This window comes from Mucilaginibacter sp., assembly GCF_028288225.1.
Classification (GTDB): Bacteria; Bacteroidota; Bacteroidia; order Sphingobacteriales; family Sphingobacteriaceae; genus Mucilaginibacter.
In genome coordinates this window covers 150714-171425 of record NZ_JAQBOC010000062.1, presented here as the reverse complement: position 1 = coordinate 171425, position 20712 = coordinate 150714, and the positions used below count along the sequence as shown (strand labels likewise).

Genomic DNA, 20712 nt, shown 5'->3' with positions numbered 1-20712 from the left:
CGCTTACCTTGTTAACGCAGCGGCTTGTGTAGATTGTCATAGTAAAAGATATCATGGGGATATAATCCCTGGGACAGAGTTTGGCGGTGGAATGGAATTTAAACAGCAGGGAGGTGTTGTACATTCCGCAAATATCACACCAGATAAGCTAACCGGTATTGGATCATGGAGTAAAGATATATTCATTCAACGATTTAAAAGCTTTGAAGGTAAAGAAAAGCAAGCGGCTAAACTTAACCCCGGCGATCCACAAATACCAATGCCATGGTATTTGTATGCTGGAATGAAGGCTAACGATCTTGCAGCAATCTATGCTTATTTAAGAGCTGTTAAACCGATCAAAAATCAGGTTATTGCGTTTCAAAAATTGTGATTTGTTAACGCGCCTTGGCATGTGATTTTTCATACAATGAGGGGCTAATATCACTTAACTAGTTTGAAATACTTCCCGTTGCCATTTAAAAAATCTGCATTATTACGTTGTCAAATCAATTAAAAGTTGTAAATCTTCGATAAAATTATTGGAAATCGGAGCCCTTGAGACCACTAACCGGGTAAAAACTAAAAATACCCAAATATATAAATACCCTCTTTATAGCACATTAAGAGGGTTTTTTAATTAAAGCCACAAAGCAAAACAAAGGATAACAACCACAAGTTAACTTTACTTTATGAAACCGGGGTTCTTGAATTACTTGCCTCGAAGTTGCTAAATAATCCTTTTTTAGATATTACAGGATTGCATAAAGGTAGTAGAGAAGTTGTTTCAGTGTTGGATAAACTAACAAATCCCCGGTTAATTACCGATACGCTGAATACAAAACTTTAAGGTTTATTTGGCCAGGGCATAGTTATATTTCTTTAATGATGGAGTTGGGTGGAAATATTAATTTATTCGATGTAATGAGCTCATTTGGACACAACCATAGCTGAAAATTGGATATTTACCATTACTCAAAATGCCATAAAATGAACTTTGGAAAGAAATTGTTCCAAACAATTAGCTGTTTCTGAAGCCGCATTGCCCCTATTTAATTTTGACAGCATAAACACTTGGGAAGGGGCATATCAGGGGTATGGCTGGATAAACGAGCTGATCCTGTTTGTGAGTTGGCAAATTTGACTTAATTTTAATTATAGATCGGCATTGGTCTGACTAATTCCCGCATATCGTCAACATCTATTATAGTAACATCATTTTTTGACTTGTAATCATTAAATTCATACATTGCTGTTGCCACAGCTGTTGCAAATAGCCTCTTGTATACTGCATTTTTTGCTGCAGGCGTTTTGGCGCTGCTGAGAGAAATTGTTTTCTTTTTATCATCAACATAACTTGAATTGGAAAGCATAGTGGTTTCCAGAAATCTCACTTTCTTTTTGTCCTGATCTAAGAAGTAGCCCAAAAAGCAATGATCATGTGTTAACACAAGAATTGTATGAATCCCTATTTTTCTTAAAATGGATGCGAAAACAACAGTACCATCAACACAATTTGCCTGGCTTGTTTTTATCGAATTAGCAAATGTTCTGACCTCCTGACTGTTGATGTTGCCATTATTGCCTGTGGTTTTAGTAATGCTGCTGTACTGAAATCCCCTGTTATGCAATACCCTCCATATAGCTTCGACCTGCTTGTCAACATAGTCTTCGCCTCCCTGGTATCCGTCAATAGCATCTATTATTTTGGTATTTAAGGCTTCTTTCAATATTTTATCAATTTCGGGATGCTGCTCCTGGATATACCCGGTAAACAAAAACGTTAATGATTGGTCTTTATACTGTGTAATACAATCATCGATGCTTCTGACATAAATTGGTATTGTTTTTTCCTCTTTGTTTCCGTCGTCATCAAAAATTCTGAAATATACATTTATTGGGGCACTGCTAAACTGATTACCCAATGTTTCAAAATTCCAGGGTAAGTCAGGTTGTAAATCAACTTCGCGGTCAGCCTGCTGAAAAACAACAGTCCCGCTAACTTTGTCAAAATATTTTTTTTCAACACATTCTATTTCCCAATGAAGCGGAATATTAGACGATTTACTCATCAATCTAAATCCCAAAGGTCGGCTTATTGCCTCTAACATTGGTGTTAATTGCCCCTTATAGGTTGACATACATATAATACTTGACGGAAACAGTTGACCATCAAAATAAGAAACAGGTTCCCATAGGAAATTTGTAAATTTTCCGTTCTTAAATTTAGGCTCTGTAGCCTTACCTACCACGGGTACCGGGGCAACAGGAGGATTAGTTGTACCTGCATTACCTCTGGTTGCAGGATTACCTTTAACAACCGTAACATTCTTATTAAAATCTGCGGTGGTTCTTTTAGCGGCATTTACTAAATTGCCCACACCCCTGATTATATTGGCTCCCTCGTTAATAGTTTTGTTTAGTTTAGGTAAAAGTTGAGCTTTAACGCCTGCACATGTAAAAAACATACCTAATAAGGGCAAGAAACATATTTTGATCTCGTTAAAATACTTACTGCTCATATCCGTGATTACTTAATGGTCAGCTATATTAACACTATACTAAATTACGTAATAAAAAAATGAAAAAACCTATAAAAGCGTAAAGAAAATTTAATAAATAAAAAGGCTTTGATAATAAAGATTGCATCTTTTTGAAATGTAATTAATCAACATAATAATCGCTATCGCTCCTGTCATTTTTTGTTTTATCACTCCTTTAAATAAATCCGGATCGAATTGAACAAAAAATGTCACCCGCTTATCAGTTGGCAGCATTTTTGTTTTGCGGAGAGAGGGGGAATTCGAACCTCGATACACTTTTTGAGTAAAATTAGGACGAGACAGGATATACCGCAGATATTGACCACCTGATTAAACTACTGGCTTTTTGGTGGTCCCGACGAGAGTCGTTCTTTAGCTATAAAATTGACAGGTTTTACCTTTTTTGTGTCGGATTTGCGGTCGGATTTATCTGAAGTACTTTAAAAAGACTAATAATATGGCCTTTAAATAACTTTATGGTAACGATTAATAATTACTGGCTTTTCTGCGTTATGGGATCAGATATAATTGAATTTCAATGGTTTTTTCATGTGGTGAATAAACATCGCCCAAGCTAAAAATAGTGCCTACACAGGCCAAATTCCCCGATTTCTTTTAATTTATCAGCGTAGAAATACGCATTTTTTTTAATTTTAAAGTAAAAATACGCGGTATATTGAGAAATATATTTTCTAACTTTACTTAAAGATTAGGCCAATTAATCAAAGGGTAAATAAATACCTGGCAAAACGAATGCTCACTACCCCCTCCTCGTTTCGCTTTTTACAGATAATGAACTATTCACTTATTCATTCATATCCACTAAAAAGTAAAAAAAATGGAAACATTGGAAAAAGAACCCCCCAAAAAAGGAACCGCTGACATCAAAACATGTACTATCAAGGTTCTACCGCCGGAACTATGGGCATCAGCAGCAGATACAGCTATAAAAATTAACCCTGCTAATGCGCCGGCCATCAGTCAGTTGATGGCTGCAATGCCTAATGTGGTCATTCCGCCCGAACATCTGGCGCTACTTACAGCCAAATATTGGGGAGTAGGCGGTGTTAGCCTGACGGTTGGTTTCCTTGATAATCCTCCGGCTGATTTGCGCGCCCGCATCCTTTCACATATGAATGCATGGGGCGCATTTGGAAAGGTTACATTTTCAGAAACTACCGTAAATCCACAGGTAAGAATCAGCCGCACTGCGGGTGATGGCTATTGGTCATACCTCGGAACGGATGTATTAAGTATTACGGCTGATCAGCCAACCATGAACCTGGACAGTTTCAGCATGAACACTGCTGATTCTGAATTTTATCGCGTAATACGCCATGAAACAGGCCACACGCTCGGTTTTCCGCATGAACATTTACGCAGCGAGATAGTCAACGGGATCGATACGGAAAAAGCGATCGCCTATTTTATGAGCACACAAGGTTGGACCAGAGACCAGGTAATTGCCCAGGTATTAACACCTATACCACAATCAGCCCTTATAGCTACCGCGCAGGCCGATCCAAATTCCATTATGTGTTACTGGCTGCCAGCCCAGATCATGAAAAACGGGATAGCCATACCCGGCGGAACGGATATTGACACCCTTGATGGCCAGTTTGCAGGCCAGGTTTATCCCCGGTTAGTAAACCTGCATGCCCGCAGCACCACGCCTATTAGCGTTGTGGCTCGTTACCCGACACACCTTGATGTATTTGCGGTAGCCTCTGATGGCCGTACCATGAGTAATTGGTGGGATAACAATGGCGGCTGGGCGCCCTGGTTCCAGCTTGCAGGAGGTGTTGCGTCAGGCGGTGGTGCTGGTTCGCCTGTAACTTCTGTTGCAAGGGTTCCGGGACACTTGGACCTATTTACTGTTGGAACAGATAATAAAGTTTACAGCATGTATTGGGATCAGTCCAGTGGCTGGTCAAATTGGTTCACTATCGGAAATTTAACTTGCCGTCCGGGCTCAACAGTTAACGTGGTATGCCGTTATTCAGATCATCTTGATCTGTTTACTACGGGGTCCAACGGTGAAACAATGTCCACCTGGTGGGACGCCAACGGTGGATGGGCTAACTGGTTCCAGTTATCCGGAGGCGTAGCTGCCAACGGTGCAACTGTTACAGCGATCAGTCGTTTTACTGAACACCTGGATGTTTTCACCATAGGAACCGATAATAGGGTATACAGTTGCTGGTGGGATGCAAACGGTGGCTGGTCAAGTTGGTTTGCCGTGGGTAACCTGGTATGCCACCCTGATTCTTCAGTTAACGTGGTATCTCGTTTTACAGAGCACCTTGATCTGTTCACCACAGATTCAAATGGCGCTGTTATGTCTACCTGGTGGGATGGCAACGGCGGCTGGGGTAACTGGTTCCAGGTATCAGGGGGCGTAGCTTCGCCGGGATCGCAGGTTACCGCAATTTCCCGCAACCCTAATCACCTTGATGTATTTGTTACCGGAACGGACAACCGGGTATACAGTTGCTGGTGGGATGCCGCCGGCGGATGGTCCAGCTGGTTTAACGTATCCGGAGGTGTCACTATGACCGGGGGGCAAATAACAGCCATATCACGGCTTCCTCAACATATTGATCTCTTTACTGTAGGTACCGATGGTGTTGTTTATTCCACCTGGTGGGATGCAAACGGTGGCTGGGCCGGCTGGTTCCAGTTGTTGTAAACTGCACTACGATCATATTTAGAGCAGGCAAGCGGTTGGCTCACCCGGTCATCGCTACACTCAATCACCCTCTCTTCGCTGTGCGGAAAGAGGGTTTTTTGTCTCTTCGAATCAATATCCAAATTCTGATTTCTCCTGAAACGCCTGTTTCTCCTAAAAATTAACTCTATAACGTCGCTTTAATTTAGCTATTAATAGGCAAAATTCGCCGGATTGTCGATTTTAACATTTGTTAACATAGATCTTTTGAACTTTTGTATCAGAAAACAACGTTTGATATTTCAAAAAAGGACACCTGGGAGGTACAAACGATGACTATTAAATAAATACTTCAATCCGAAAGCAAGAGCTATGAACTCATTTTTTACGCATTAATCAATAAGTTTTTTATTTAAAATCAAACATGAATAATCGTATGAAAAGGATCAGCAATAATATATACCAGATCAGCTTAGGCTGGGTTAACGTTTTTGTGATAGAAGATAATGGCCTCACCCTGATCGATACCGGCCCCAAAGGAAGTGCAGGAAAAATTTTCAGCGCAATCGAGAATGGGGGTAAGAGCCCTTACGATATCAAACGGATCATCCTGACCCATGCGCATCCGGATCATGCCGGAAGTGCCGAAGAGATAAAGCGGATGTTAAGGGTTCCGGTAATGGCACACCGTGAGGATGCGAAGATCATGCGCTATGGCATTGCCTGCCGCAAAGAGATCTGCCTGACGCCCGGGCTAAAAAACTGGCTGATCTACGAGCTGGCCATCAAGCGCTCCGGCATCAATATCGAGCCGGTAAGTATAGACGAACAGTTAAATGACCATGACCTGCTGCCTTTGCTGGGCGGCATTCGCATAATCCACACACCAGGCCACACCAGGGGCCATATCTCCCTGCTGGCGGAAAACGAAGAGGTGCTGATCGCAGGCGACCTGTTGTCGAACACTACCGGGTTGGGACTGTGCATCATCTATGAAAATATGGCGGAGGGCATTAGCAGCATCCTGAAAGTAACGGACCTGGACTTTGATAAGATGGTCTTCGGGCATGGCAGGCCGATTTTGAAGGATGCCGGCAGCATCATGCGGCAGACCTTTGATAACTATGATTATGCACTCGTTTAAGCCGGACACCAAACATGAAAGTCACTCAAATTCTGAAGTACCGGGGCCGGGAACTTTATACCTTAGGTGTTAAACTCATCTTTATCTATGCGGAATACAGCGGGCCGACCTTGTTTACCTCTTTAATGAACCTTTGTATAGCAAAGGTTCTGGAATCGCTAAGAGCGAATCAAAGCACTTTACAATTGGCAGGGAAGAACGGCTTTATTTTATTTAAAATTACCCATGTTAGCGAAATTATTGTCCGGGCTCAAAATAAACCGGGTCAACTTATGGCCCCGGACCATAAAATAAAAAGCCTTACTAAAGGCTTTTACTAGTAAAGACGTTTTTCAAATGAACGTTTAAACAATGTGAATTGAACTTTTCAACAAGGCATTAGATTGTTATTTCTCCTTTCTTTGTACTTTAATTAAAGAAAGAAAACATGAAAACAATATTTATTACCGGAACCTCGAGCGGTTTGGGAAAAGCAGCTGTTCATTTATTTCACAGCAAAGGCTGGAATGTTATCGCCACTATGCGTAATCCTGATAAAGGCAAAGATTTTGACAACCTGAAACGGGTTACTGTTTTGCCGCTCGATATCACTAACCCTGCAGAAATCAAAAGCACAGCCGCTGCAGCAATAGCCCTTGGAGAGATAAATGTGGTGCTTAACAATGCAGCCTATGGCGCTATGGGCCCGCTGGAAAGTGTAACAGATGAGCAATTGCTGAAACAGTTTAATACTAATTTGCTTGGGGCTATACGGGTTACCCAGGCATTTGTACCTCATTTCAGAGAAAAGAAAAATGGTTTGTTTATCAATATTAGCTCAATTGCTGGTTTGGTCACTTTTCCGTTTGATAGCTTATACCACGCGGTAAAATGGGGATTGGAAGGCTGGACTGAGGGAATGAGTTATGAATTGGCAGCGTTTGGCGTCGGCATCAAAACAGTTGCGCCGGGATTTATCAGAACTGAATTTGGATCAAATATGGTGGTCACAACCGCCGAACCCTATAAAGAATTAATGGATCATTACCTGGGGGTTGTAGCAAGTATGATGGATGCTGACACCAGCGGTTCAACCGCCGAAGAAATTGCTGAGGTAATATATGAAGCAGCAACCGATGGCAAGGACCAGGTACATTATACGGCCGGTGCCGACTCGAAAGACATGCATGAACGACGTTTACAGATTGGTGCAGAAGCTTCAAGAAAAGAAATGTCAGCGATATTTTTAGGATAACCAGGAATTAAATTCCGGTTCAAAAAAGGGCTGATGCAATTTGTACATTAGCGCTGTTCCCGTATATTTGATCATATGGCTAATACCACCAATCCGCGTTTACCGCAAATCGTTTATTCCTGCGTTTCAAAAAGAATGGTGGAAGGTGAACTTTTTATCCGGCAGCATGTGGTTGACTATATTATTTCGGGCACCTCCGAAGTGCATTTTGGTGGCAAGTCCCATCGGTTTAAAGCGGGCGACTTTCGTTTTGCTATTAAGAACCGGTTGAGCAAGTTTGTGAAGCAGCCTCCGCAGGGCGGTGAATACCGCTCCATCTCTATCTGTATTGATCACGACACTTTGCTGGAATTAAAAGACCAATTCCGGCGCGGCATAACTGCTGCCGGTCACCATCACGATAATGTTTTTCTATTAAAGCCCAACCACCTTTTTAGGAATTACATCGATTCTCTTTTACCTTATCTTGAACATAGCCAGCACATGGATGGCGAATTAGTCAAGGTAAAAATAAAGGAAGCGGTACTGATTTTCCTGGATGTTAACCCGGAATTAAGGAATTTGCTGTTTGATTTCGGTGAGCCGGGCAAAATAGATCTCCAGGCTTATATGAATGAGCATTATCAATACAACGGCGACCTTCAGCACTTTGCGTATCTTACCGGCAGGAGCCTCTCGACCTTTAAGCGTGATTTTGAAAAAATATACCATACAACACCAAGCCGTTGGTTATTACAAAAAAGGCTTGAAGACGCGCATTATCTCTTAAAAGAAAAAAAGATCAGGGCCTCGGAAGTATACCTGGAGGTTGGGTTCAAGGATTACGCGCATTTCTTTGTAGCTTTTAAAAAGCTATTTGGTTTAGCGCCATCAATGGTGTAAATAAAAAACAAATGAGTCATAAGCGGTCAGATATAATCAAATAGTTTGAAACGCTTCCCGTTGCCCTTTTCAAAACTGGGCTTATCGAGTTAAAAAATCAACCCTCATTTCCTACAATCCTCTTTTTCCCGGTTCACTTAAATACCTCCGAACAGGAATATCATAAATCACCATCACCAAATACGCCACCCCAACCAAAATAATTACGCCTGTTAGTATGATAAAAGCCAGTTGGGCTGTTCCGGGCTTGTGACTGTTGTAATAGTTTCCAAAATAAGGGCTTCATACTTACGCAACCATCCTGATACTTGAAGGAGAACTAAGCCGTTACTCTTGCCAAACAATGAATATAAATTTATAGATTTGGCTATACCGTCCACCAAAAATATCACACATGTTAAAATCAATTTCTTTCTTCGCCATTTTTTTCCTGGCATTATTGCAGACCAGTGCGCAAACGCTAACAATGCCACCCGAAATAAAGCAAGCCTATGAAAAAGGCACCCGGGCGGAAAACGGCAAACCAGGCAAAAAATACTGGGAAAACCACGGGCGTTATAATATTTCGGTAAGCATGGCACCGCCAAATAAAACCATTAGTGGGGTTGAAGACATAACTTATTTTAATAACAGCCCGGATACGCTGCGCAGTTTGAATATGAAGCTGATTGTAAACGTTCACCGTGGAAGGACCCCAACCGCTGCTAATGCTGCTCTGGGGATAATGGTTGATGATATAAAGATAAATGGTGCCAAAGCCGACTGGGACAACGATAAAGGGATAACCACCAATCAAATGGTTGATTTAAAATCGCCATTGATGCCGCACGATTCGTTGAAAATGAACATCAAGTGGCATTATCAATTGTCTGCCGGGCGCGGGCGCGATGGTGCAATTGATTCTACAAGCTATTTCCTGGCTTATTTTTACCCAAGGGTATCGGTTTATGATGATTATAAAGGATGGGATGTGCAGCCGCATACCGGTGGGCTGGAGTTTTATAACGATTTTAATGATTATCAGCTGAGCGTAACCGTTCCCAAAAATTATCTGGTGTGGGCAACCGGAACTTTGCAAAACCCAGGCGAGGTTTTACAACCTGAGTTTGCTAAACGCCTGCAAACATCCATGACCAGCGATTCAACCATACATGTTGCCACCGCACAGGACTTGGCTAATAAAAACATCACCGCGCAAAATGCAACCAACACGTGGGAATGGACCTCAACAAATATTTCTGATGTGACCCTGGGTGTAAGCGACCACTACAACTGGGACGCAGCAAGCGTTATTGTTGACGACAAAGCTCAACGCCGCACCAGCATACAGGCGGCGTTCCCTGACAGCTCAAACGATTTCCACCAATATGTTAAATTTGCGCATAATTCTTTGGACTGGTTTTCGCATAACTTGCCGGGCATTCCTTACCCGTTCCCGAAAACTACGTCATTTCAGGGTTATGCCGACATGGAATACCCGATGATGGTGAATGATAGTCATGAAAAAGACCTGACTTTTGCCCAATTAGTGCAGGATCATGAGATAGCGCATACTTATTTTCCGTTTTATATGGGCACCAACGAAAGCCGCTACGCGTTTATGGATGAAGGCTGGGCAACAACCTTTGAATTATTGATAGGAACTGCTGAAAAAGGCAAAAAAGTAGCCGACGAGTTTTATAAGCAGTTCCGCGTTAACAGGTGGACGCATGGCCCGCACGAAAAGGAAATGCCGATAATTACGCCTTCGCCTGATGTAACTTTTGGTGGAGGGAATAATGCCTATGGCAAACCGTCATTAAGCTACCTAGCTTTGAAGGACATGCTGGGCGATGAGCTGTTTAAAAAGGCCCTGCATACCTATATGAACAACTGGAATGGCAAGCACCCTATCCCATGGGATTATTTTAACTCCATGAAAAGCGGATCGGGCAAAAAATTGGACTGGTTCTTTTATAACTGGTTTTATACGCCCTATTATATCGATCTGAACCTGGAAAAAGCGGAGAAAACCAGCAGCGGTTATACCTTATCGATAAAAAACATTGGCGGTTTTGCTGTTCCGTTTGATGCTATAGTAACCTGTGTCGATGGCACAACCGATAGTTTCCACCAAACCCCGATAGTTTGGGAAAAGGATCAGAAAGCTATTTCGGTAAAGATCAAGACCTCAAAAGATGTAAAATCAATAACGCTGGATGGTGGCATCTTTGTAGATGCGGATATGAAAAATAATACCTGGACGGCGAATTAAATATTGCACCCAATAAATAATGTCAGCAAAGCCTTTAGATGAAAACCTGAAGGCTTTGCTATTTTATAAATAGCCACCTTTATTTTAGATCAAACACCAATCATTTCAATAAGTAAGGCCAACCATATATCATTTTATGAACTTTAATATCAACCATATCCAGCATATAGGAATCCCTGTAACTGATTTAAACAGGTCAGAAATGTTTTATAAGAAACTGGGATTTGAAAATGTAATGGCATCCGGGTATGATTATAACGGCGGCAGGGGTAAAATGGCAATGATGCAAAGGGGAGAAATGATTATTGAAATTTACCAGCTCCCGGACACCGCCCTCGATGAAATAAAAAACCGGGCAAACGGCCATGTAGATCATGTGGCTTTTGATGTGGATGATATTGATTTAGCGTTCACCGAATTGAATAACGCCTCATTTCGCATCATTGAAGATGCGCCGGTTTTTCTCCCGTTTTGGAAAAACGGATGTAAATACTTTAATATTTTAGGTCCTGACGGCGAGCGGCTGGAGTTTAACCAGATCTTATAAAGAGCGCGTTCCTGATATCCTTTTTATTTCATCAACCTTCTTATCGATGTTAGATGCGCAAACAACACTGTGGGTACAATAAAACAAGGCAGCCATATAAACGGAAAATAAAACAGCGCAATATTGGGCTGATCGGACCCGAACTTTTGAAAAGGAAATGGTGCCGATAACACTGCCGTGATAACAACATTTGTCAGGAGTAGCAGACATGCGATATTCCAGGCTATTATTATCTTTCTGCTCAGCGCATTTTTAATGTACCCAAAATAGTAAATAAGAGGTGCGGTTAGTCCGCAAAGGATATCAAAGTTCCGGCCTTCAAAAGTAATTATTCCGGGCACAGCTTTATGCAGGTATAACCAATATAAAGTAAGCTCAACCGGGATCCTAACGATGTGAAGCAGGGTTAATGTTTTTACATCGAAGCCATCGGTAGTTAGCTTTCCTTTTTTTGTAAAAAATAATACAGTTATGAAGATAACCGGCGGCATCAGCAATAATGTAAACCTTGGCGGGGTTACATTAGTAACGGTATAAAATCCGGACAGGCTTACAACAGCCTGGAGCGCCAGCCACAGCATTGCGGCTATGATCACTGGTTTTGAATAGTTGGTGGCCTTGTACAACAGTGCGACAGTAAGAACCGTGGTGAGTACAAATACGATGCTGATATAAATTGGTACGTGTTCCATTTGTTTACTTTATAAAACAAAGGAACTGCAATAAACACAACGGCTTCTTGCCAAATGACAAGAAATAAGCGCTTTGATAATCGTTTTCTTTAACAACTCGCATGCTTCTGTCGCAGGCCTTCGATCGGCGCTATTGTATGTCACCCTTCGGGGCTGGGTGCTTGTGGTTCTAATATAATGCCAAAAGGCCTGAAAGGTCGTAATACGCCAGCGCAGGTCGAAGGCCTGCGGAATTAAACGGATGCCCGGGGTTACTATTTTCGCGCCAAATCCTTCCTGATCCTGCTTAACGATGTATCCGTAATACCAAGGTAAGAAGCAATATTTTTTAATGGGGCATGCTGAAAAATTTCAGGGCTGGTTTTTAACAGGTGTTGGTAGCGCTCTTCCGCAGTTTCAGTGATCAAGCTCAGCATCCGTGCTTTGAGTTCTGTAAAACCATTAACCAGCATCGCCCTGCCAAACTCACGGAATTCGGGCAGCGCGTGGAAAAGACTGTTCAACTGCTCATAAGTAATATACCAGCCTTCACAATCAGTAAGCGCCTGGATGTTTTCTTTTGAGCGGGTGCGATTGAAAAAGGAAGACACTTCAAATATAACCCTGCCAGGACAGTAAAAATTTGTGGTCACCTCGTTGCCCTCGGTATCATGCGCAAATGCCCGCAGGTAACCCTTTTCCATGAACAGGTACTCATTGCTGATCTTGCCTTCTGTAAGCAGGAACTGGTTTTTTGAAATGATCCTGCTGTTAAAATTATCAGCAATCGCTGTTCTTACCACAGTTGGGATATGATTTTCGTTCCGCAAAAATTCAATAAGTCTTTCTTTACTCATAATACAGCCTCAACAGGTACGAATATAAAGATATAAAAGAGTCTGGGTTTGTAGTTTGACCACTTGTGTTAAGTCAACAGTCTTTAGTCGTAAGTCTTAAAGACATTGCTATGTTTTCAAGATTACAGCAGGATTTTGATTTAACAAAATCAAGAGAGGAGTTGGGCTTTAATCCTAAAAAAACGGATCGGGCTGTAAAAGAGGCAATGCAATATTGATTTTTAAGTTGTTTTTTATACTATAAGGTTAATTATTAAGGTAAAAGCAATTGAGTGTCACTTTAAGCAGTTTACACATCAATTGGTTTGAAAATCTCCTGTCTTTAATGTAAATATAACGTAGATTGCTGGTAATTTAATTTTTCACAGCACGGGTAATTCCGCCGTAACTGTATTAATATGAGTAAAATCGCAATAATTATTGGTGCTGGTCCCGCCGGGTTAACTGCTGCATATGAGCTTGTTACTAAAACAGATATTAAGCCAATAATTATTGAAAAAACAAATGATATAGGGGGGCTTTCTAAAACCGTTGTTCACAATGGGAACAGGATGGATATTGGCGGGCATCGTTTTTTTTCAAAATCAGACCTGATAATGAAATGGTGGCAAAACATTTTGCCTTTACAGGGGTCTGAATCGAAGGATGATACTGTGGAAGATATTAATTATCACAACAGAAAGACAACAGTAAAACTTTCGGCAACCGGGCCAGATCCTGAAAAATCAGACGAGGTAATGCTGATCAGAAAAAGGCTGTCAAGGATCTTTTTTCTAAAAAAATTCTTTGATTACCCGATTACGCTGAACAGTAAAACAGTACAAAACCTTGGGGTGATCAGGATCATTAAAATTGCATTTACCTATTTATGGGTTAAAATATTCCGTGTAAAGAACATCAAAACGCTTGAAGACTTTTTTATAAGCAGGTTTGGTACAGAGCTTTATAAAACCTTTTTCAAAGATTATACTAAAAAAGTTTGGGGGATTCCCTGTAATGAAATTGCAGCTGGCTGGGGAGCCCAGCGGGTTAAAGAATTATCTGTTTCAAGAGCAATGCTCCATGCACTAAAATCAGTTTTCCTGAAGGATAAAACAATTGAGCAGAAACACACCGATACCAGCTTAATTGAACAGTTTTTGTATCCAAAGCTAGGGCCCGGCCAAATGTGGGAAACAGTGGCCCGGCTTGTTGAGGAAAAAGGAGCTGTAATTATTAAAAACAGTGATGTTATAGGTCTTGATATTTCTGAAAATAAGGTTTGTGAACTAAGCTATTTCGATCATACAGCCAATGCGAAAAATGTAATAAAAGGTGATTATTATTTTTCAACAATGCCTGTTAAAGACTTGGTTGCAGCAATGGGAGATAAGGTGCCTGAAACAGTTAAAAATGTTGCGCTGAACTTGCAATACCGGGATTTTATAACTGTTGGATTGCTGCTTAATAAACTTAAAATAAAAAACGAAACCAATATTGCTACTGCAGATGGGCTGGTACCTGACAACTGGATCTATATCCAGGAAAAAGATGTAAAGATCGGGCGACTGCAGATCTATAATAATTGGTCTCCTTATATGGTTGCAAGCCCTGGAAAAATTTGGATCGGCCTTGAGTACTTTTGTAATGAAGGCGATGAGCTATGGGAGATGAATGACCCTGATTTTATTCAATTTGCGATTGATGAGCTTCATCAAATTGATATTATTGACCGGGATGAAGTTATTGATAAAACGATAATCCGGATTCCCAAAACCTACCCGGCTTACTTTGGCTCTTATTCTGAATTTGGCGTAGTAAGTGATTTTACAAACCAATTGGAGAATTTGTTTTTAATTGGCCGCAACGGGATGCATAAATACAACAACCAGGATCATTCAATGCTTACCGCTATTACTGCTGTAAATAATATAATTACAGGCGAAAAATCAAAAAAGAATATCTGGGAAATAAATACCGAAGAGGATTTTCATGAGATAAAGAAAAACTGAACCGGTGTAAATTTTAAGCTCAGCCATTATTTTTTTGTCACCCGGTATACATAATAATCTTCACCTTGTATCACAGCCCCTTCAAAGCTTGCTAATTTATTGAAATGGTAGGCTGCGTTGTTGTTTACCTCATTATTACGGTTGGTGACAAGAATAAATTCTTTAAAGCTATTGATATACCGGGATGAAGAAATTTCGTCCATTAAAGATCTGCGCGGATAAGGAAGATATGCGCGTTTCCAAATACAAAAGCTGCCGTACTGATCAAAATCCAGGTATAAGATCTTTCTGCCTAAATAGGCACTGAGCGGCGGCCCCGCATTGTACCCGTCAAACGCCAGCGGCTGTGTATCTAAATGATTTTCCTTTAAATAACCGATGGTGTTTTTAGCCTGCGAAAAGGGCTGCTTATAATCCGCAGCGTACATATATACTCCGGTAAAAAGCTGATTAATAAGAATAAGATAGATAAATACCTGCGGACCCCATTTTTTTATAAAGCTCACATTGCGTTTTGGGAAAATGGTAACACCGTCATAGTAAGCCAGCCAAAGGGCTGCTATAAAAAAAATAAAAAACAGCCCAAAGTACCTGCTGCCCGCCAGGCCCGACATGGCAAAGAAAACAGTTAATAGCACTACCGGCGGGATATAAAATAACAGCGCCTTCCTGCTTTTATAAAGGAATAATAAGGTGGCTGTAAACAATAACAAAGCTAAAATTACAGTAACCGCATTGGACAGATGTTGTATGTATTGTTTATCCCAAAAGTATTGCTGGCGAAGCGGCGGAATAGTGATGTATCCCCTGGCGAAATTCATGATCCCGAAAGATAGATCATGAAGATTAAACCACGATAAGCCCGGCTTTACATTAACAATGCTATCAGCAGGAATTCGCCGTGATTGAAAAAAAGCACAGATCGACCCAAAAAGAAAAAAACAGGTAAAAACCGCGAACCGCCAATACAGCGCTTTTTTACCGATGGTGTAATACAGCAGGTAAACAAAAATGCCCACCGCCGCAAACACATAAAACAGGTGTGTGAAGCACATTAAAACAACAACGAAGCTGATGCTTATCATCCTTTTTGCAGGATTGGCCATTAAGATGCAGCAGATAAAAAGCAGGAGGATGCCCAATGCATAATTGCGGCTGATAAGGCTGTACACAAACAGAAAATAGCAGCCAAAAATTATCAGTGTTTTAACAGGAAGATTAAAAGGCGCGTACCTTAAAAAGATAAATACAGCGCTGTTAATAACCAGCAAATGAAACAGCTGCATATATACGGGCCGGGCAGAAATATAGTGCGTAATAAAAAAAAGGAACGTATTCCATAGGGTAACGTGACCCTCGTACAGCATGTTGTTAAAAACATCAATAATGGAATTGCTATCGCGGCCAATGGTTAATTGCTGGGCCTCTTCCAAAAATATTTCGTGATGAAACATCCCAACAAGCGAAATAATACAGTATAAAAGCATTATAGATAAAATATGCTTAAACGGTGTAGCCTGTAATTTTATCATGCTGTATGATCCATAGGTTTTGATAGTTAATCCAAATGTAAATAATTATTGACGAGTGTTTACCCCATTCCGGTTGTTTAAGAATACCTGCTAATCAATATGATGTTTTTTCGGTTTTTTATTATTTTAGACAAGCCAATTTCCTTATATGAACCTTTCTAAACCCTTAAGACACCGGGATCCAATCTATCGATATTTTACGCGGAATTATTATGCTGGTAATGGCGCTTGACCATTGTCGTGATTTTTTTCATTGACTGCCAGGATAAACTGACCGGATCTTTTCAATAACGGCATTTCCTAATTTAATGCTTAAGGAGGCATCGCCTCCTGGGCTTGAAATGATATGAGTAAAGTCAAAAAGGCAGGCAATAGTCCGGGGTTTGCAAGGAGCTTTTTTGAAAAAATATAGTGACGAAAATGCTTATTTTTTCACAGTAAATAACTTTAAAATAGCAAATTTTAGTCTCCGATTTGAACTTAACAAACAAAAAAATGCATATTTTAGTAAACCATGCAATCTCCAATCCCGAGGGGTTTTGGAGTTTAGTTAAAACCAACCCGGACATGCCCGAAGGTTTTAAAGTTGAAAGTTTAATGGCAGGTGCCGATCCGTCAATGGCTGCCTGTATTTGGAGTGCACCCAACGCTGATGCACTAAAAACGCACGTTGACGGAATGCTTAGTGGCCTCTGCAGCAACAGCTACATGCCTATTAATGACGAAAACTCTTTCGGCCTGCAATGATCAGCGTTTAAAAAAATGGCTTATGAAATCTTAGGGATTTCGTAAGCCATTTTTCCCCCTTGCAACCATACCGGTAAGATTAATGTTGAAAGCAACTTTCTTTAACCCCTCCCGGTTTATTTGATTTGGTTTTTTGTGGTGGCAGCCCTCTATTTCCCATGTAAATGGTACGCTAATTATAAAAGATCACATCAGCAATGGTGGCTGGCCTATTTATAGCATGTTTACAAAAAAATCAGGACAAACGGATGAGCGCAAGCGGGAAGATGTAATAGCTTCACATCTTCCCGTTTATATTTAATTGTGTTTTAATTTAAGTGGATGCTGCTGATCCCTTTCTCTAACGCGGTATCCTGTATCACCGGCAATGCTGATCCCTCTACCCTAAATACAGTGATATCGGTCAGTCCAATAAAGTTCAGTATGGTTTTTAAATAAGGCTCAACAAAGTCTAATGACTTCATGGGGCCATCTGAATAAATTCCCCCCGATGATACCGCTATATATACCTTTTTGTCCCTGATCAAACCCTCAGGACCATTTTCATCATACTTAAAAGTAATGCCTGCTCTAACAATGTGATCGATCCATGCTTTTAATGTGGAATGAATGCTAAAATTATAAATGGGTGCTCCAATCACAATAATATCGGCGTCCACTATTTCTTTTATCGCTTCTTCTGAATGTTTAATGGCTGCAATATTTTCAGGTGTTCTATTTTCGCCGGGTGTGAAAAAGGAGGTGAGATGAGCCTCTTCAAGATGTGGAAATTGTTTTTGTACAAGGTTGCTTTCTTTTACGGTACTGCCAGGATAAACTGACCGGATCTTTTCAATAACGGCATTCCCTAATTTAATGCTTAAAGAGGCGTCGCCTCTTGGGCTTGAAATAATATGAAGTATCTTTTTCATGGTTTTACTATTTTATTTGGACAAATTTATTTATATTTGGTTATAAAATATTAGTACTATACAAAAGGATAGTACTAATATTTTTATTAGTTTTCTATAAATCAACAAGTTATGAATATTGAAACCCCGGTTTCTGCACAGGAATGCACTGGTATGCTAACATCCATTGGTGATGCCCTTTATGTTATTGGCGGTAAATGGAAGTTGCGGGTAATTGTAGCATTAGGGCACGGCAATAAACGTTTTAATGAGATCCAGCGGGCGGTGGATGGTGTTTCTGCCCGTGTATTATCCAGCGAGTTAAAAGAGCTTGAGTTGAATGGTTTTGTAACAAGGGTTGTGCATACCCAAACTCCTGTTGTGGTAGAATATCAAATTACTGATTATGCAGCTACCCTGGGTAATGTGTTATCATCTTTAGCCGATTGGGGAACTATGCACCGGGAAAAACTCAGAAAAGAAAGGTAGGCCCGTTTCCTGGTGCTGATAATTATTACTTTCAGTAATTAAACAAAAAAAACAGGCCGAACTACAACGACCTGTTGTCTTTATTGTTATAATTTAAACTTTATACCGCCATTAGCTACAAAGCCATCCAGCGGTGCATAAATATCTTTAAATACCGGGTCGGTGATATTACCGGTATAAATGGAGCCAAACCTGGTTTGCCGGGTATCCGTTAAATTCTCAAAGTTGATAAACAGCGAAAATCGCTCCCATATTTTTTCAGCCATTAAACCTGCGGTCCAATAACCACGGCCGGTAGTGCCGTTATTTAAAGTCTGCGGACTAAAATAATAAGCCTCGGCACCAATTTTAAATTTACCTTCAACCTCATAAACCAGCACATTATTAACCCTGTTTTTTGATACCAAAGGATATGTGCTAATAGTAGTGTTAATGTGTTGCGTAACATCAGCTAAAGTATAACCTATAAACAGTTTAAAATTGCCATAAGTTAACTTCACATTCGTTTCTATGCCCTTGGTATTCAGGTCGCCCTGTGGCTGCAGGTATTGCAGGTCGCCGCTGGCTAATGAGGTAAGAATAATTGGGTTATTTATCCTCGTATAAAAAAATAGCTGGTTAATGCTGAAGATTACCTGATCATTAAACAGGCCGGTCCGGTAGTTGATATCATAACTGGTGCCATAGGAACGTTCCGCCTGGGTATTCGCCACATCTATGGGCAATACATTTCTGAATTCAATGCGTTCGGCATCTTCTGTAAATACATTAGGAGCTTTATATCCCAGGCCACCACCTAAGCGCATAGAGAAATGAGAGTTGGCTTTGTAAAGGCCGGAAATACGTGGCAGCACAAAAAAGCCGTACTCGTTATGATAATCGCCCCTTAATCCTGATTCTAAAATAAATTTATCCGTGGCATTCCAGGTATTTTGTACAAAGGCCCCAATGGTATTATAGTTATAACTGCGCAAGGGAAAACTGCTATTTTTATCTTCATTAAAATTATCTGTAAGATAATTTATGCCGGCCACCCAATCTGTCTTTTCGCTGTTACGGGCGTAGTTAGCTTCGCCGTAGGTAGAGATTTGTACACCTGAAAACCGGTAAGCAGGCAGGTTAATGCTGCGGTTAAAATAGTTGAGACTGTTTTTAAAAGTTAATTTTTCCTTATCATTTAATTTGTGGTCCAGTTCAACTTGTGTGCTATAACGGCTTGTTTTATTTCGCTCAAAATAAGAATGTTGCGCATTGCCATTACCTTCAAGGTATTGCATATCACCGCCAATCCTTTCCTCTGCGGTCAAATTGATACCGGCAATTAAGGTTGTGCGGTCATCCGGATAAAAAAATAGTTTGGGATTTAAAGTATAACGGTTAAATCCGGGAATGGCAGAAAGGCCAATACCTGCCGGATCATAAGGAGTACCGTGGTTATAAGCCGCATAAATAGTGGCGCCTGTCTTTTTAAATTTCTGTGAATAAAAGCCACTGGCATCCACACCTAACGCTGAAGTGCCATTTAAAATAAAATCAAGATGCTGTTCATCGGTTGGTGTTTTGGACACCAGGTTTACAAGCCCTGCAATGGCGCCGCCCCCGTACAGGGTAGAAGATGACCCTTTGATCACTTCCACCTGTTTCAGGTCAAGTGGTGCTATTTGTAATAATCCTAATCCGCCCGAAAAGCCGGAGTATAACGGAAAACCATCGCGAATGATCTGCGTGTATTTACCATCCAGTCCCTGTATGCGGATGCTGGAATTACCACTGGTAGCCGAAGTTTGCTGCGTTTGAATGCCGGTACTTTCCGCCAGCATCATGCGGATATCACCGGGTTTCATATTTCCTTTTTCGTCCAGTTCATCACCGGTAATCACTTCTACTCGGGTAGGGACATTGGCAATGGTGCGGCTGCCCCGGGTAGCGCTGATAACTACATTCTCCAATTCTTCGCCCCCGCCTTTACCGGATGGTTGTAACAGGATAAGCATAGGGCTTATTTGCGGCAAAGGAAAGGTTAGCGTGTCCAGTCGCGTTTCATACCCTATATAGCTGAATTTAACAACCTGATTACCATTAGGTATTTTGGATAGTATTACCAATCCCATCGTATCGGACGATGCACTAATAGTCGTACCTTGTATAAAAGCGGTAGCACCAACTAATGCTTCATTGGTTTTGCCATCCTTAATAATTGCTCTAAATGTATTTTGAGAATAAACTAAAGTAGTATATAAAAGTGCTGTCAAAAGCACAGTAAATTTTTTCATTACATAAATGA

At 40.8% G+C, this 20712-nt stretch carries 18 protein-coding genes; 12 read left to right on the top strand and 6 right to left on the bottom strand.

Going from position 1 to position 20712, the window contains the following annotated elements:
- The coding region (locus JWQ54_RS19690) for a c-type cytochrome (RefSeq protein WP_367187118.1) at positions 1-373 on the top strand (373 nt) is incomplete at its 5' end.
- Between the two features lie 757 nt (positions 374-1130).
- On the opposite strand, the gene JWQ54_RS19685 is transcribed toward JWQ54_RS19690, so the two are convergent.
- Positions 1131-2501: a hypothetical protein gene (locus JWQ54_RS19685; RefSeq protein ID WP_299588339.1), complete on the bottom strand. Its 1371-nt coding sequence runs from the start codon at positions 2499-2501 to the stop codon at positions 1131-1133.
- 859 nt (positions 2502-3360) lie between these two features.
- Between JWQ54_RS19685 and JWQ54_RS19680 the strand changes: the two genes are divergently transcribed.
- The 7 genes from JWQ54_RS19680 (at position 3361) to JWQ54_RS19650 (ending at position 11251) form a co-directional block, all read left to right on the top strand.
- The gene (locus JWQ54_RS19680) at positions 3361-5211 is read left to right on the top strand and encodes a M12 family metallopeptidase (protein ID WP_299588336.1); all 1851 of its coding nucleotides are present in this window, start codon (positions 3361-3363) and stop codon (positions 5209-5211) included.
- 403 nt (positions 5212-5614) lie between these two features.
- Entirely contained in the window at positions 5615-6334 is a 720-nt protein-coding gene (locus JWQ54_RS19675; RefSeq protein ID WP_299588334.1) for an MBL fold metallo-hydrolase, read from the top strand.
- A gap of 14 nt (positions 6335-6348) precedes the next feature.
- Positions 6349-6654 (top strand): hypothetical protein, encoded by a 306-nt coding sequence (locus JWQ54_RS19670; protein ID WP_299588333.1) that lies wholly within the window; start codon positions 6349-6351, stop codon positions 6652-6654.
- 107 nt (positions 6655-6761) lie between these two features.
- Complete coding sequence (locus tag JWQ54_RS19665) at positions 6762-7568, top strand: SDR family oxidoreductase (RefSeq protein WP_299588330.1); 807 nt, start codon at positions 6762-6764, stop codon at positions 7566-7568.
- A gap of 75 nt (positions 7569-7643) precedes the next feature.
- On the top strand, positions 7644-8450 hold the full coding sequence (locus tag JWQ54_RS19660; RefSeq protein ID WP_299588328.1) for an AraC family transcriptional regulator: 807 nt from the start codon (positions 7644-7646) through the stop codon (positions 8448-8450).
- Between the two features lie 394 nt (positions 8451-8844).
- Positions 8845-10704 (top strand): M1 family metallopeptidase, encoded by a 1860-nt coding sequence (locus JWQ54_RS19655; RefSeq protein ID WP_299588326.1) that lies wholly within the window; start codon positions 8845-8847, stop codon positions 10702-10704.
- A 136-nt stretch (positions 10705-10840) separates the two neighbouring features.
- Positions 10841-11251, top strand: a complete 411-nt coding sequence (locus JWQ54_RS19650; protein ID WP_299588325.1) for a VOC family protein — start codon at positions 10841-10843, stop codon at positions 11249-11251.
- A gap of 23 nt (positions 11252-11274) precedes the next feature.
- Here the strand turns inward: JWQ54_RS19650 and JWQ54_RS19645 are convergent, their stop codons facing one another.
- Positions 11275-11943: a hypothetical protein gene (locus tag JWQ54_RS19645; RefSeq protein WP_299588322.1), complete on the bottom strand. Its 669-nt coding sequence runs from the start codon at positions 11941-11943 to the stop codon at positions 11275-11277.
- 254 nt (positions 11944-12197) lie between these two features.
- Positions 12198-12779 (bottom strand): Crp/Fnr family transcriptional regulator, encoded by a 582-nt coding sequence (locus JWQ54_RS19640; RefSeq protein ID WP_299588321.1) that lies wholly within the window; start codon positions 12777-12779, stop codon positions 12198-12200.
- A 398-nt stretch (positions 12780-13177) separates the two neighbouring features.
- Between JWQ54_RS19640 and JWQ54_RS19635 the strand changes: the two genes are divergently transcribed.
- Positions 13178-14770 (top strand): NAD(P)/FAD-dependent oxidoreductase, encoded by a 1593-nt coding sequence (locus JWQ54_RS19635; RefSeq protein WP_299588318.1) that lies wholly within the window; start codon positions 13178-13180, stop codon positions 14768-14770.
- 26 nt (positions 14771-14796) lie between these two features.
- On the opposite strand, the gene JWQ54_RS19630 is transcribed toward JWQ54_RS19635, so the two are convergent.
- Positions 14797-16302: a hypothetical protein gene (locus JWQ54_RS19630; RefSeq protein ID WP_299588316.1), complete on the bottom strand. Its 1506-nt coding sequence runs from the start codon at positions 16300-16302 to the stop codon at positions 14797-14799.
- 495 nt (positions 16303-16797) lie between these two features.
- Between JWQ54_RS19630 and JWQ54_RS19625 the strand changes: the two genes are divergently transcribed.
- On the top strand, positions 16798-17049 hold the full coding sequence (locus JWQ54_RS19625; RefSeq protein ID WP_299588314.1) for a hypothetical protein: 252 nt from the start codon (positions 16798-16800) through the stop codon (positions 17047-17049).
- Positions 17050-17182: 133 nt separating this feature from the next.
- Complete coding sequence (locus JWQ54_RS19620) at positions 17183-17350, top strand: hypothetical protein (protein WP_299588312.1); 168 nt, start codon at positions 17183-17185, stop codon at positions 17348-17350.
- A gap of 7 nt (positions 17351-17357) precedes the next feature.
- Here JWQ54_RS19620 and JWQ54_RS19615 read toward each other — a convergent pair whose 3' ends face one another.
- The gene (locus tag JWQ54_RS19615) at positions 17358-17960 is read right to left on the bottom strand and encodes an NAD(P)H-dependent oxidoreductase (RefSeq protein WP_299588311.1); all 603 of its coding nucleotides are present in this window, start codon (positions 17958-17960) and stop codon (positions 17358-17360) included.
- Positions 17961-18071: 111 nt separating this feature from the next.
- Between JWQ54_RS19615 and JWQ54_RS19610 the strand changes: the two genes are divergently transcribed.
- Positions 18072-18428 carry a helix-turn-helix domain-containing protein gene (locus tag JWQ54_RS19610; protein WP_299588309.1) on the top strand — a complete coding sequence of 119 codons (357 nt, stop codon included), beginning with the start codon at positions 18072-18074 and terminating at the stop codon, positions 18426-18428.
- Positions 18429-18514: 86 nt separating this feature from the next.
- On the opposite strand, the gene JWQ54_RS19605 is transcribed toward JWQ54_RS19610, so the two are convergent.
- Positions 18515-20701 (bottom strand): TonB-dependent receptor, encoded by a 2187-nt coding sequence (locus JWQ54_RS19605; RefSeq protein WP_299588306.1) that lies wholly within the window; start codon positions 20699-20701, stop codon positions 18515-18517.
- Positions 20702-20712: the final 11 nt, after the last annotated feature.